Below are 13124 nucleotides of genomic sequence, written 5' to 3' on the forward strand. Positions count from 1 at the left end.
TCGATACCAAAGGGGTAGCACGATGACGCAGTTCGTAGCCGCGATAGACCAGGGAACCACCTCCACACGTTGCATGATCTTCGATCACAGTGGGCACGTAGTCGCTGTCGAACAGCACGAGCACACTCAGATCTTTCCGCAGGCAGGCTGGGTCGAACACGATCCGATCGAAATTTGGGACAACGTCCGCAACGTCACCGCGGGCGCTTTGGCAAACGCAGACCTGACCGCGGCCGATATCGCGTCCGTCGGCATCACCAATCAGCGTGAGACAGCGGTGGTGTGGGAACGCGCCACCGGAAAACCCGTCTACAACGCAATCGTCTGGCAGGACACACGCACCGATCGAATCTGTACTGCACTCGCCGGCGAAGACGGGCCGAAGAAGTACACCGAAGTCACCGGATTGCCTTTGGCCACGTACTTCTCGGGTCCCAAGGTCAAGTGGATTCTCGACAACGTCGAGGGGGCGCGTGAGAAGGCCGACGCAGGAGAGTTGTGCTTCGGCACGATGGACACCTGGGTGCTGTGGAACATGACCGGCGGCGTCGACGGCGGAGTGCACGCAACCGACCCCACCAATGCGTCGCGCACCCTGTTGATGGATCTCGACACTCTCGCTTGGGATTCGGCGATCTGCGCCGACATGGGCATCCCCGAATCGATGCTCCCCGAGATTCGCAGCTCGTCCGAAACTTTCGGATTCGTGCGCGAACGCGGAACGTTGTCCGGCGTGCCGATCGCCGGAATCCTCGGCGATCAGCAAGCAGCGACTTTCGGTCAGGCCTGCCTCTCACCCGGAGAAGCGAAGAACACCTACGGAACCGGCAACTTCGTGCTCCTCAACACCGGCACCGAAAAGGTGATGAGCAAGAACGGTTTGTTGACTACGGTCTGCTACAAGATCGGTGAGCAGCCAACGGTTTACGCGCTGGAAGGATCGATCGCCGTGACCGGTTCGCTGGTCCAGTGGCTTCGGGACAACCTCGGCATGATCGACAACGCGGCCGACATCGAGGTCAACGCGCGCTCTGTGGACGACAACGGTGGCGCGTACTTCGTGCCTGCGTTCTCGGGTCTGTTCGCACCGCACTGGCGCGCGGATGCCCGCGGTGCCATCGTCGGTCTGACCCGGTTCGTGAACAAGGGGCACCTTGCCCGGGCGGTACTCGAAGCGACTGCGTACCAGAGCCGTGAGGTGATCGAGGCGATGAACCTCGACTCGGGTGTCGACTTGAAGGTACTCAAGGTCGACGGCGGAATGGTCGCGAACGAACTCCTCATGCAATTCCAGGCCGATCTGCTCGACGTCGAGGTGATCCGCCCTGTCGTTGCGGAGACCACGGCATTGGGCGCTGCGTACGCCGCTGGTCTCGCGGTCGGGTACTGGGAGAGCGAGGACGACATTCGCAGCAACTGGGCGAAGGACAAGAGTTGGACGCCGTCGATGGATTCGGCCGAGCGTGAGCGGCTGTACGCAGGCTGGCAGAAAGCCGTCACTCGGACACTCGACTGGGTCGACGCAGACTGATAGCGGCGCCCGAATTTCTACCTATTTTCAAGTGAAGGAACCCTTTTCATGAGCACAGCACAAGCATTGAGTCCGTCCTCGCGGGCGGAGTCGCTGAAGAAGTTGGAAGAAACCGAACTCGACGTCCTGGTCATCGGCGGTGGCGTGGTCGGCGCGGGTAGCGCGCTCGATGCCGCAACTCGTGGTCTGAAGGTGGGCTTGGTGGAGGCTCGTGACTTCGCGTCCGGAACCTCGAGCAGGTCCAGCAAGTTGTTCCACGGCGGACTGCGTTACCTGGAGCAGTTCAATTTTGCGCTCGTGTTCGAGGCACTGCGTGAGCGTTCGCTGGTTCTGAACTCGCTGTGCCCGCATCTCGCGAAGCCGGTGCCGTTCATCTACCCGCTCGAGAAGCTGATCGACCGGCCGTACGTCGGTCTGGGCATCGGCGTCTACGACGTGATGGGCGCAGGCCGCGGGGTTCCCTCACACCACAAGCATGTGGGAAAGAAGAAGACTCTCGAGTCGTTCCCTTCCGGAAAGCGCTCTGCTATCAGGGGTTCGGTCAAGTTCTACGAGGGCCAGGTAGATGACGCCCGCCACACGATGATGCTGACGCGCACAGCAGCCGAATACGGCGCACTGTGCGTGAACAGCACCCGCGTAATCGGTTTTCTCCGTGAGGAGGACCGCGTTGTCGGAGTGAAGGCAGTGGATCTGGAAACGGGTCGCGCGTTCGAGATCCGTGCTCGTCAGGTCATCAACGCCGCCGGGGTCTGGACCGACGAGATCCAGGAAATGGTCGGTGGGCGAGGGCAATTCCAGGTTCGCGCTTCGAAAGGTGTGCACCTGGTCGTCCCGCGAAACCGCATCAACTCCTCTACCGGAATCATCACGCGGACCGAGAAGAGTCTGCTGTTCGTGATCCCGTGGGGAAGCCACTGGATCATCGGTACGACGGACACCGACTGGAACCTCGACCTCGCGCATCCGGCAGCGAGTCGAAGCGATATCGACTACATCCTCGGACATGTCAACAAGCTGCTCCAGGACGAGTTGACGCACGAGGACGTTGTCGGTGTGTACGCGGGACTGCGTCCGTTGTTGTTCGGCGAATCGGACTCGACCAGCACTCTCTCGCGTGAGCACGCGGTGTCGAGTCCGGTTCGAGGGTTGACGGTGGTCGCCGGTGGCAAGTATACGACCTACCGCGTGATGGCCAAGGACGCAGTCGATTCCGCGGTACACGGACTCGAACAGAAGGTGCCGAAGTCCTGCACCGAGCGTATCCAGCTGGTGGGTGCCGACGGTTATTTTGCCGCACACAACAATCGGCATCTCACCGCTGAGCGCACCGGGCTCCACGTTTCGACCATCGAGCACCTACTCGGGCGGTACGGCACTTTGGCTGACGAGTTGTTCGAACTCATCGAGGCGAGGCCTGAACTGGGGCAGCCGTTGGACTCCGCCCCTGAGTACCTCAAGGCGGAGATTCACTACGCCGCGAGTCACGAGGGTGCGCAGCATCTCGACGACATCCTCACCCGTCGTACCCGCATCTCCATCGAGGTGACCGACCGCGGCGACGCGGCAGCCGCGGAAGTAGCCGAACTGGTTGCGCCGGTGCTGGGTTGGACTCCCGAGCACATTGCCGAGGAGATCGAACACTACCGGTTGCGTGTTGCAGCCGAGCGGGAATCGCAGGAGCAGCCCGATGACCTGACCGCTGATGCGGCGCGCCTTGGTGCACCGGACGTTCGCACCGGAGTCACTGTCGGACAGGTTTGAACCTGAGACACCACCGATCGGCCGGGGCACTGCGTCCCGGCCGATCGGCCGAACTGGCTCGGTGTCAAGCGAACTCGTCTGGCGGGCATTCGGGGAGGTCGATCGTCACCACAGCGCCGCCGTTCGGATGGTTCGAGAAGTTGATACGAGCGCCGATGACCGCCGCTTGCCCGACTACGATCGTCAAGCCGAGGCCCAGGCCCGAGTTCGGGCCGCGTTCGACGCAATCGGTCTGAAATCTCTTCGGCCCCTGACGAAGCCACTCTTCAGTGAAGCCGCTGCCCCGATCCCGCACCGTGATGCGGGAGTGGTCGACGTCGACATTGATCGGCGGCTTTCCGTGATTTCGAGCATTCAAGATCAGGTTGGCGATGATCCGCTCGAGCCGACGTGCGTCGGTGTGCGACACAGGGGTCCCGTGAACTCTCACTTCGCACTCCACCCCGGTGGTGGAAATCGCGTGGTGAACCACCGGTGCCAGTTCCACCGATTGGATGTCAGCCTGCTCGGACGTGGTGTCGAGGCGGGCCACTTCGATGACGTCCTCGGCAAGCCTTCTGAGTTTATGGACGCCGTCGCGCACCAATTCGGTAGGCCTACCTGGCGGCAGAAGCTCTGCGGCGCCGACCAGTCCGGAGATGGGTGTTCTGAGGTCATGCGCGATGTTGGCTGTCACGCGCTTCTCGGCGTCCAATTGTCCCCGCAGCGCATCCGACATTGCGTCGACCGCATCCGCCAGCTCGGTGATCTCGTCGTCGAAAAGCGACCAGGTGACCGAGCGGACGCGGATGTTCGCTCCGGTGGACACTTTGCGAGCCGCACGGGCGGCCGAGCGCAATCGATACGACATCGCGAGTCCAAGCAGCACACCCAGGACGGCACCCGCTGCGATCACTGCGATGGTGGCATTGCGAAGTGTCCGATCGACGCTGGCGATCGATTCCCGCTGCGCGGTGTACGGGACGCGAATCGCCACCACCTGAGTGTTGACGTCGGCAGCAGCCCAGACAAATGGCTGGTCCCCGCTGTTGACAAGGTAGGTGGCACGTTTGCCGCCCGCCACGGCCTGACGCAACTCTTCCGGAACGTCGAGACCATCTGTGGTGGCGCGGAACAGCGCACGCATGCTGCCCGTTTCGTCCTGCAGCACCAGTTGGAGATTGCGATCAGCTGCCGCCCGCGCTGCATCCTCTTGGTTGTGTGAAAAGGTTTGATGCATCACGGTACTGAGCGTGATCGAGGCGACGGCAATCACGAACGTGATGGCCGCCGCGATCTTCCACTGAAACGACAACCGCCTCCCGGTGGACGGGAGCTTGGCGGCGAGATCCCGCGATCTCACCGATGGTTGTCCATCGTGTAGCCGAACCCCCGGACGGTTCGGATCTGTTCGGAGCCGATCTTCGTGCGCAATCGCTGAACGTGAACGTCGACGATGCGCGTATCGCCGCCCCAGTCGTAATCCCAGACGTCCGAGAGCAGTTCGGAGCGAGACCAGACTTTGCGCGGCACACCCACCATGACCAGGAGCAGCTTCATTTCAGTGGGGGTGAGTGCCACTTCGGCGCCCGAACGCGTGACGGTCACCAACTCGCGATCGATCTCCAGATCGCCGAGAGTCACGATGTCTTTCTCCGTACCGGAATGGGATTCGACCCGCCGGAGCACACTTCGGATACGGGCCACCAGGACACCGCTGTCGAAGGGCTTGGTGACGTAGTCGTCGGCACCGGCTTCCAATCCGAGAACGATGTCGACCGGGTCGTCGCGCGCGGACAGCATGATGACCGGCACCGACAGTTCCTCACGAATGCGTCGGCACAGGCTGATTCCGTTCAGGTCGGGAAGCATCACGTCGAGGACGGCGATATCCGGCTTGGCGTCGACCGCCAAATCCATTCCGGTCAACCCACCCGATGCGGTGATCACCCGAAACCCGTTGCGTTCGAGATTCAATTGCGTTGCTTCGCGGATGACAGCGTCGTCTTCGACCAGCAAAATCAACGGATCGGTCATCGGCCTTCGCTTTCATGGGAACGGAACACTCTCAAACCCTTCACCGGTCCACTTGTATGCAGTCGACGATTGACAGAACTCCGGAATGCCGGGGTCTTTGCACAGGTCGACCATGACCGACAATCCTCCGGTTGAGCCGACGACGTAGCGTCCTGGGTCTTGCACTCCGAAGACTTTGTGAGCGCCCGATTCGTCGATCTGGTAGACGAATCCGGCGACCATGAAGCTGACCGGTGGGGCCGGTCGTCCCCAGATGCCGACAGACTCGCAGGTGAAGACATTGACGACGGCATCTTGCCAAACGGCGTCCGTCACGTGGGAGTACCGGATTTCGAAGGGGAAGTTCGCATCACCGCACAGTCGGAGACTGTCCTTGACCGCATCGGACACTTCCGGGTCTGCTCTGAGGAGGGCAACAGGATCGATGCTCAAGCCCTGTGAGAGATCCGAGGGGTCGAGTGATGCTGCGATATTCGGAGTGGGTTCTGATTCAGGCTCGGTGGAACAGGAGGCGAGAGCAAACGCGACCGGCAGGCAAACACCGGCGAGCATCGCGCGGCGACGGCGATCAATCACGGATGAACTCCGTTCCATCCCAGTGGAACTCGGTCCGAAGCGGTGGACGGGGGCAACATTCGAACTCCGGTGGCCGCGGATCCGTTTCCAGGACAGACAAACTCGCGGCGCGTTGACCGCTGACGATGAACTTTCCGCGCTCTTCGACGGAGAACAGGCGCTCACCCAGTTCGGGATTGTCTTCACTCGAACCGGCCTTGCCGTTGCGGTAGACGTAGCCGGCGAGGTTGACCGAAATCGATACTCCGGTCCCGGGTTGGTGGGCCGGTTGGCACGGATACACATTCATGACGACCAGTTCGGTCTCCGGCACGATACGAGGTGCGCCTGGATCGAGAAGGATGGATCCGACAGAGATCGGATACCAGTCCGGGCACGATCGGAGTTCTGTCTTCACGCCTTCCGACACCCCGGGGTCGTCGAGAAGCGCACGGCCCAGCCTCGAATTCTCGGCAACCCGTCTGGCCAGGTCGGCGGGCTGTGTGACGGACAATCCGGTGGAAGCGACATCGCCTTCGATCACAACACCCTGGGTGGACCCGCATCCGGTGATCACGGACGCTCCGACGGCCGCTGTCGCGAGTGCCGTACCGAACAGCCTGCGAGTGCGGCCTGTTCGGCCCTCGCAGATCTCATTCCGATACAACACTTTCCCCTCCCCGGCCGGTGCGAACTGTCTCATCGGCATGCGCACTTTTCATAGGATCACACGTGATCTCGATATCGGCGTTTCGCCACCCACCGTTACGTAATCGTATGAATGTCGGGACCGTTGAGAGTTGGTACGCGACCGCCGGAATTCTGTTACGAAACCGATGGAATCAGGCTTTTAGAGTGAGTCACGTCGATGTTCGCCATTTGAGGTGAACGGACCCGAATTTCTGTATCGAGGAGCGTGAGAGCACATGCCTGATGTTTTGCTGACCAACAAGTCTCGGCGCCTGCGAGTGTTCCTTGCCGTACTGACGATCGGAAGCGCGTGCGCCATGACCGCGTGTTCGAGTGAAGACACCACTGCACCTGAAAACGGTTCGACGGCTACGTCAGTGGTCGCGGCGTCCGCGACCACACCCCCGCTGACCACGGTGGCACCTACGTCGGAGACAGTCGAAAATTCGAATTCGGCCGGCAGTGCGAACGAATCCACCCCGGGAGTCCCGGCGGGTGGAGCAGCACCGGCCTGGACGCCGGTCTCGGCCAGCGCAGTTGCCCCTGCGGCCCCTGGTCCGGCTACCGGGTCGACCAAGTGCACCGATCAGATCAACTATGCGGGCGATCCTCGTTCGAATGCAGAGATCAACAGCATCGGAGAGCAGATGGGTTCATGCCCGGCCCCGCTCCCATCCGGTGCCGTCGAACCCCCCGAGAAGTGCACTGACCAGATCAACTACGGCGCTGACCCTCGTTCCAACGCCGAGATCAACATCATCGGGGAACAAACCGGGATCTGCCCCGAGCCGATACGCCCCTAGCGAGTTCGAAACCTGAGCAGTAGTCGGGAATTCGACCAAGGGTGGAACCAGGGGGAGATCGGAATGACAAGCAGGGTAGGTGGACGTTCGATCGACGGTGTTGCCGACGATGCGTCCCGAGGGGATCGTGACGCGATTGCGGAACTCCTTCAACGCATCGTGCCTCTGGTGACGCGGCGCTGTCGTGCCGAATTGCGACCGGTCGACGCTGACCGTATTGCCGTCGGCATCTGCGGTTCCGTCCTGGCCGATATCCAGCGACGACGACGCGCCGGAGAAGCGTTCCTCGCGCATCTGTACGACGCGATCAGTCGCGAAATCGATTCGCTACCCGCATCCAGTCGACTCACTCTGCCGTTCGGCGATCTGTCGGCCGTCGAACGCAATGTCTTGGTAGCTCGCATCGTTGTCGGTTTCGACGTGCGCGAGACGGCGCTGTCACTGAGAACAACAACGAGCGCCGTCGAACTCGTCCAACACCGCGCGCTGTCCAAGATCAGACGCGGCAGCCTCAGCGGCGCCTGAGCCAACGCTCGAAAGTCAACAGCTGCAACCCTTCGCAACTCCCGGCAACCTCACGCAACTCTTTCTCTTCGCCCGTGACCTACACGACACTGCATGGCGACGAGTGATCGAGAACGAGGAGTGTGACGGTGGTTCAACGGACGGCGCAGAAGCCGACAACGTCAGGATCGAAAAAGACCGGGGCCAAGCCTCATTCAGGGCTGGACCGGGATGCATTGCTGAAGGCGTACGAGAAGATGTCGCGCATCCGCGCGTTCGAGGATCGATTGCACGAAGAGAATGCAACCGGTGACATCCCCGGCTTCATTCACCTCTACTCGGGCCAGGAAGCCATCGCGGTGGGAGTGTGCGAGAACCTGAGCGACGCCGACTACATCGGATCCACTCACCGCGGTCACGGGCACTGCATCGCCAAGGGCTGCGATCTGAACGGCATGATGGCCGAGATCTTCGGCAAGGACGACGGCCTGTGTCGCGGTAAGGGTGGGTCGATGCACATCGCCGACCTGTCCGTGGGAATGCTGGGTGCCAATGCGATTGTCGGCGGAGCCCCGTCGTTGGCGATCGGCGCTGCACTGAGTGGCAAGACACTTCGAAACGGCGTCATCGCAGCGTCGTTCACGGGAGACGGTGGATCCAACCAGGGAACCGTCTTCGAGGCGATGAACATGGCTGTGGTGCTGGATCTTCCGATCGTCTTCGTGATCGAGAACAACGGATTCGGTGAAGCAACAGGAACCGACTACGCGGTGGGCGCACCCGACATCGCCGCCCGCGCTGCATCCTTCGGAATGCCTGCCGTCAAGGTGGACGGCACCGACTTCTTCGCGGTCTACGACGCGATGGCGGAAGCATCCGAGCGAGCCAGGACCGGCGGTGGCCCCACCACGATCGAGGCGGCCGCATTCCGTTGGCATGGCCACTTCGAGGGTGACGCGCAGCTGTACCGCACGGCGGAACAGGTTGCGCAACTACGGGAAACCAAGGATCCGCTCAAGAATTTCCGTAGCAGTGTGGATGCGAAGAAGGTCAGCACCGCTGATCTGGACGCGGTGGACGAGCAGTCGCGAGTGCTGGTGGACGAGGCGGTGGCGAAGGCGCGCGCCGCAGCGTACCCACCAGTCGAAAATCTGCTGACCGATGTCTACGTGTCGTACTGAGGAGCCCGAGATGACAAGCGTGGAAGCCGAGAACGTGTCGAAGAAGACCTACCGCGAGGCCGTCAAAGAGGCCATCGCTCAAGAAATGCAACGAGATCCGAGCGTCGTCCTGATCGGTGAGGACGTACGCGGTGGGCATGCCGGTACCAATCCCGATCTGGAGACGAAGAAGATCGAGGCATTCGGCGGTGTCCTGGGTGTCACCAAGGGATTGTGGACGGAGTTCGGATCGGAGCGTGTAATCGATACCCCGATCACCGAATCCGCGATCATCGGAATGGCCGCCGGAGCCGCACTGACCGGACTGAGGCCGGTCGCCGAGCTGATGTTCATGGACTTCTTCGGAGTCTCCTACGACGCGCTCTACAACCAGGCTGCCAAGTTCCGCTACATGTTCGGTGGCAAAGCCAGAACTCCGCTGGTGGTGCGAGGCATGATCGGCGCCGGCTTCTCCGCCGCTGCGCAGCACTCTCAGTCTCCGTACAACGTGTTTGCTGCGGTGCCTGGCCTGAAAGTGGTCGCTCCGTCCAGCGCCTACGACGCCAAAGGCCTTCTCATCCAGGCTATTCGGGACGACGATCCTGTTGTGTTCTGCGAGCACAAGGTGCTCTACGACCTCAGGGGCGAGGTGCCGGACGAGCCGTACGCGATTCCGTTCGGCGTCGCCAACTACACCAGGCAGGGCGACGACGTCACGATCATCGCTTTGTCCGCAATGGTGAACCGCGCCAATGACGTAGCGGACAAGCTGGCCGCCGAGGGTATTTCGGTCGAGGTTGTCGATCCTCGTACCGTCTCACCATTGGACGAGGACGGCATCCTCGAATCCGTCGCATCGACCGGACGCGTCGTGATCGTCGACGAATCCGCCGCCCGCTGCGGTTTCGGGCACGACGTGGCCGCGCTGATCGCCACCAAGGGATTCAACTACCTGAAAGCGCCGATCGAACTGATCACGCCGCCACATACTCCGGTTCCGTTCTCACCGACCCTCGAAACTGCCTGGCTGCCTGACGTTGCGCGCATCGAAGAGTCGGTTCGCAAGCTGGTGAGAGCCTGATCATGGCTGACATCAAAGCTATCGACATCCCCAAATGGGGGCTCTCCATGGAGGAGGGGTTGGTCAACGCGTGGCTCATCGAGGAAGGTGACTCGTTCACCAAGGGCCAGTTGATCTGTGAGATCGAGACCAGCAAGATCACCAACGAACTGGAGGCGCCGTTCGACGGTGTTCTCCGCAAGATCGTCGGCATACCGGGGCAGGCTCTGCCCGTCGGTGCCGTGATCGGTGTGTCCGCCGATGCGTCCACGACGGATGCGGAGATCGAGCAGTTCCTCGCCGCTCGCGGCGCAACCGCGCCGGCGGAAGAGCCGGCACCCTCACCAGTTGCCGAACCGGAGGCTCCCGCGACACCTACGGCTACACCCGCTGCGAAGGTGGTTGTTGCAGCGAAACCTGCACCAACTGGTTCCACCGTCGTACCGAGTGTTCTGCAGGGCACGACGCAGAGCGACGTGTTTGCGAGTCCTCGAGCACTCCGACGCGCCGAAGCGCTCGGAATCGATCTCGCCGCCGTGGTGGGTACCGGCCCACTCGGGCGGATCAGTGTCCGAGACATCGACGACGCGATTCGTGACGCCGGTGGCACTGTTGCGACAGTAGCGCCGGCCACGAGATCCGGCCTCCCGCTGCGATCAACCGCCGACGACAGTGCCGTGCCTGCCACCCCGGTCGCACGCAGAACTGCCCGATCGCTGGGCGTAAACCTGCACGATTGTCGTCCGACAGGCTCGCGGGGACGCGTCTGCGTCGCCGACGTGCACGACGCCGCTCGTTCCGCGCAGCTCCTGCCAGAAGCGGCGGCTCAGACGGGAACCATTGCCGTCGAACCCGAGTACGACACAATTCCGTTCACGCCCATGCGATCGGCAATCGCCGGCAGGTTGCAGGCGTCCAAGCAGCAGGCTCCCCATTTCCGGCTCACGGCGGATCTCGAGCTCGATGCGCTCCTCGCTCTGCGCAAGGAGATCAATTCGACTGTCCCGGCGGTCAAGCTGTCGGTCAACGACTTCATCGTGAAGGCCTGCGCGGCTGCGCTGATGAAGGTGCCGGACGTGAACGTCCAATTCGATGCCGCGAACGAATCGGTTCTTCGATTCGCGTCGGCGGATGTCTCGGTGGCAGTTGCACTTCCGACCGGGCTGATCACGCCCATCGTGCGTGGCGCGAACACAAAGTCGTTGGCGGACATCTCCGGTGAGGTGCTCTCGTTGGCCACCAAGGCGAAGACCGGCAAACTCCGTCCCGAAGAATTCCAAGGCGGAACGTTCACGGTGTCCAACCTCGGCATGTTCGGGATCAAGGCATTCGACGCGATCATCAACCCGCCCCAGGGAGCGATCCTCGCCGTAGGTGTGGGGGAGAAGCGGGCCGTGGTGGTCGGCGACAGTGTTTCCGTCCGGACCGTGATGACCGTGACCCTCTCGTGCGATCACCGGGTGATCGACGGAGCCTTGGGCGCGACCTTCCTTCGGGAGCTCCAGCGCTTTGTCGCTTCTCCCGCGCTGATGTTGGTGTAAGGGGCTGTGGTGGAAAGCAATACGTCGAAACAGTACGACGTTCTTGTCATCGGTGGTGGCCCCGGTGGTTACGTGGCGGCGATCCGGGCCGCCCAGTTGGGGTTGAACGTTGCGCTGGTAGAACGTGATCGCCTCGGCGGGATCTGCCTCAACTGGGGTTGTATCCCCACCAAAGCGATGCTTCACGGCGCGGACGTCGCGCATACCTTGAGTGAACTCGACAAATGCGGATTCAGTTCGGCGTCTGTCCAGTTCGACATCTCGAAGTTGGTGTCGTTCAGCCGAGGGGTTTCGGAGAAATTGTCCGGCGGTGTTGCCTACCTGATGAAGAAGAACGGCGTAGACGTCATCTCAGGCACCGCGAAGTTGGTGGACAAGGGCGTCGTGTCCGTGGAAGGTCAGACGTATCGAGCCGACCACGTGATCATTGCAACCGGCGCCCGGCCGCGTTCGATTCCCGGGGTTGCCCCCGACGGTGATCGGGTGTGGACCTACTTCGACGCACTCGTCCCGAAGGAACTACCGAAGTCGCTGCTCGTGATCGGGTCCGGCGCGATCGGAGTCGAATTCGCCAGCCTGTACCGCGATCTCGGCACCGAGGTGACCATCGTCGAGATGGCACCACACATCATGCCGGTCGAGGACGAAGAGATTTCGGCTTTCGTTCGCAAGCAGTTCGAGAAGCGTGGCATCACGATTCACACCGGAGCCGCGGTGTCGGCGGTGACCGTCGGCGCCGACGCCGTCGAAGTGAACGTGCAGACGAGCGACGGTGTCCAGGCGGTGACCGTGGACCGGGTGTTGGTGGCTGCCGGGATCACCGGCAACGTCGAGGATCTGGGGTTGGAGGCTCTGGGCGTCGAGATCGAGCGTGGTGCGATCGTCACCGACCAGTGGTGCCGTACCAGTGCCTTCGGGATCTACGCGATCGGTGACGTCGCGGGCGCTCCATGTTTGGCGCACAAGGCAAGTCACGAAGCTGTCCTGTGCGTCGAAAAGCTGGCAGGCGTGCCCGATGTTCATCCGCTCGATCGCGACTACGTTCCGGGATGCACGTATGCCCGCCCGCAGGTGGCGAGTCTGGGTCTGACGGAGAAGCAGTGCACCGGTACTGGTCGCACGCTGCGGGTCGGACACTTCGACCTGCAGGCGAACGGCAAGGCATTGGCGATCGGCGAGGCCGAAGGCTTCGTCAAGACGATCTTCGACGCCGATACCGGGGAACTGCTCGGCGCGCACATGGTCGGTCCGGATGTGACCGAGCAGATCCAGGGTTTCGGTATCGCCCGATCCCTCGAAGCCACCGGCGATGATCTCGCCGAGGTCGTGTTTGCTCATCCGACGCTCTCGGAGGCAATGCACGAGTCTGTGCTCTCGGCGCTGGGGAGACCCCTCAACGCATGAGCACAGTCCGCGTGCGTGAACGCCGTCCTACGTTCACGCACGCGGACAACTCTGCAACCGGGTGCAACGCTCGCTTTCGATGACCCCATCACATAG

The 13124-nt window shown here is 62.1% G+C and carries 12 protein-coding genes; 8 read left to right on the plus strand and 4 right to left on the minus strand.

The annotated features are described in order from the left end of the window. Positions 1 to 22 precede the first annotated feature (22 nt). Both glpK and QMA15_RS01385 read left to right on the plus strand, forming a co-directional pair. A complete protein-coding gene (gene glpK, locus QMA15_RS01380; protein ID WP_020970480.1) occupies positions 23 to 1531 on the plus strand; it encodes a glycerol kinase GlpK in 1509 nt (502 codons plus the stop codon). Between the two features lie 48 nt (positions 1532 to 1579). Beyond that, positions 1580 to 3295, plus strand: a complete 1716-nt coding sequence (locus QMA15_RS01385) for a glycerol-3-phosphate dehydrogenase/oxidase (protein WP_290283571.1) — start codon at positions 1580 to 1582, stop codon at positions 3293 to 3295. 64 nt (positions 3296 to 3359) lie between these two features. On the opposite strand, the gene QMA15_RS01390 is transcribed toward QMA15_RS01385, so the two are convergent. Genes QMA15_RS01390 through QMA15_RS01405 form a run of 4 tightly spaced genes read right to left on the minus strand, consistent with a single transcriptional unit; the run spans position 3360 to position 6536 of the window. After that, a complete protein-coding gene (locus QMA15_RS01390) occupies positions 3360 to 4637 on the minus strand; it encodes a HAMP domain-containing sensor histidine kinase (protein WP_019744906.1) in 1278 nt (425 codons plus the stop codon). After that, on the minus strand, positions 4634 to 5311 hold the full coding sequence (locus QMA15_RS01395; protein WP_290283572.1) for a response regulator transcription factor: 678 nt from the start codon (positions 5309 to 5311) through the stop codon (positions 4634 to 4636). Before QMA15_RS01395 ends, QMA15_RS01390 begins: the two co-directional genes overlap by 4 nt. A 12-nt stretch (positions 5312 to 5323) precedes the next feature. Further along, positions 5324 to 5887: a hypothetical protein gene (locus QMA15_RS01400; RefSeq protein WP_060938161.1), complete on the minus strand. Its 564-nt coding sequence runs from the start codon at positions 5885 to 5887 to the stop codon at positions 5324 to 5326. Next, the gene (locus QMA15_RS01405; protein ID WP_290283573.1) at positions 5880 to 6536 is read right to left on the minus strand and encodes a hypothetical protein; all 657 of its coding nucleotides are present in this window, start codon (positions 6534 to 6536) and stop codon (positions 5880 to 5882) included. The genes QMA15_RS01400 and QMA15_RS01405 overlap by 8 nt, the downstream gene beginning before the upstream one ends. A 256-nt stretch (positions 6537 to 6792) precedes the next feature. Here QMA15_RS01405 and QMA15_RS01410 point away from each other — a divergent pair, with 256 nt between their 5' ends. The 6 genes from QMA15_RS01410 (at position 6793) to lpdA (ending at position 13028) form a co-directional block, all read left to right on the plus strand. Further along, positions 6793 to 7359 (plus strand): hypothetical protein, encoded by a 567-nt coding sequence (locus tag QMA15_RS01410; protein WP_290283574.1) that lies wholly within the window; start codon positions 6793 to 6795, stop codon positions 7357 to 7359. 63 nt (positions 7360 to 7422) lie between these two features. Continuing rightward, entirely contained in the window at positions 7423 to 7884 is a 462-nt protein-coding gene (locus tag QMA15_RS01415; RefSeq protein ID WP_290283575.1) for an RNA polymerase subunit sigma, read from the plus strand. A 236-nt stretch (positions 7885 to 8120) separates the two neighbouring features. Next, positions 8121 to 9044 carry a thiamine pyrophosphate-dependent dehydrogenase E1 component subunit alpha gene (locus tag QMA15_RS01420; RefSeq protein ID WP_044479496.1) on the plus strand — a complete coding sequence of 308 codons (924 nt, stop codon included), beginning with the start codon at positions 8121 to 8123 and terminating at the stop codon, positions 9042 to 9044. Between the two features lie 10 nt (positions 9045 to 9054). Continuing rightward, complete coding sequence (locus QMA15_RS01425; RefSeq protein ID WP_290283576.1) at positions 9055 to 10104, plus strand: alpha-ketoacid dehydrogenase subunit beta; 1050 nt, start codon at positions 9055 to 9057, stop codon at positions 10102 to 10104. A 2-nt stretch (positions 10105 to 10106) separates the two neighbouring features. After that, entirely contained in the window at positions 10107 to 11624 is a 1518-nt protein-coding gene (locus QMA15_RS01430) for a 2-oxo acid dehydrogenase subunit E2 (protein WP_290283577.1), read from the plus strand. 6 nt (positions 11625 to 11630) lie between these two features. Continuing rightward, positions 11631 to 13028, plus strand: a complete 1398-nt coding sequence (lpdA, locus tag QMA15_RS01435; RefSeq protein ID WP_356699514.1) for a dihydrolipoyl dehydrogenase — start codon at positions 11631 to 11633, stop codon at positions 13026 to 13028. The last annotated feature ends 96 nt before the right edge of the window (positions 13029 to 13124 follow it).

It is taken from the genome of Rhodococcus sp. APC 3903, from assembly GCF_030407755.1.
GTDB classification, from domain to species: Bacteria; Actinomycetota; Actinomycetes; order Mycobacteriales; family Mycobacteriaceae; genus Rhodococcus_F; species Rhodococcus_F erythropolis.

Excerpts from the sequence above, each read along its gene's own strand:
- glpK (WP_020970480.1), top strand. The coding sequence starts at position 23 with ATGACGCAGTTCGTAGCCGCGATAGACCAGGGAACCACCTCCACACGT.
- QMA15_RS01385 (WP_290283571.1), top strand. The coding sequence starts at position 1,580 with ATGAGCACAGCACAAGCATTGAGTCCGTCCTCGCGGGCGGAGTCGCTG.
- QMA15_RS01395 (WP_290283572.1), bottom strand. The coding sequence starts at position 5,311 with ATGACCGATCCGTTGATTTTGCTGGTCGAAGACGACGCTGTCATCCGC.
- QMA15_RS01410 (WP_290283574.1), top strand. The coding sequence starts at position 6,793 with ATGCCTGATGTTTTGCTGACCAACAAGTCTCGGCGCCTGCGAGTGTTC.
- QMA15_RS01415 (WP_290283575.1), top strand. The coding sequence starts at position 7,423 with ATGACAAGCAGGGTAGGTGGACGTTCGATCGACGGTGTTGCCGACGAT.
- QMA15_RS01420 (WP_044479496.1), top strand. The coding sequence starts at position 8,121 with ATGTCGCGCATCCGCGCGTTCGAGGATCGATTGCACGAAGAGAATGCA.
- QMA15_RS01425 (WP_290283576.1), top strand. The coding sequence starts at position 9,055 with ATGACAAGCGTGGAAGCCGAGAACGTGTCGAAGAAGACCTACCGCGAG.
- QMA15_RS01430 (WP_290283577.1), top strand. The coding sequence starts at position 10,107 with ATGGCTGACATCAAAGCTATCGACATCCCCAAATGGGGGCTCTCCATG.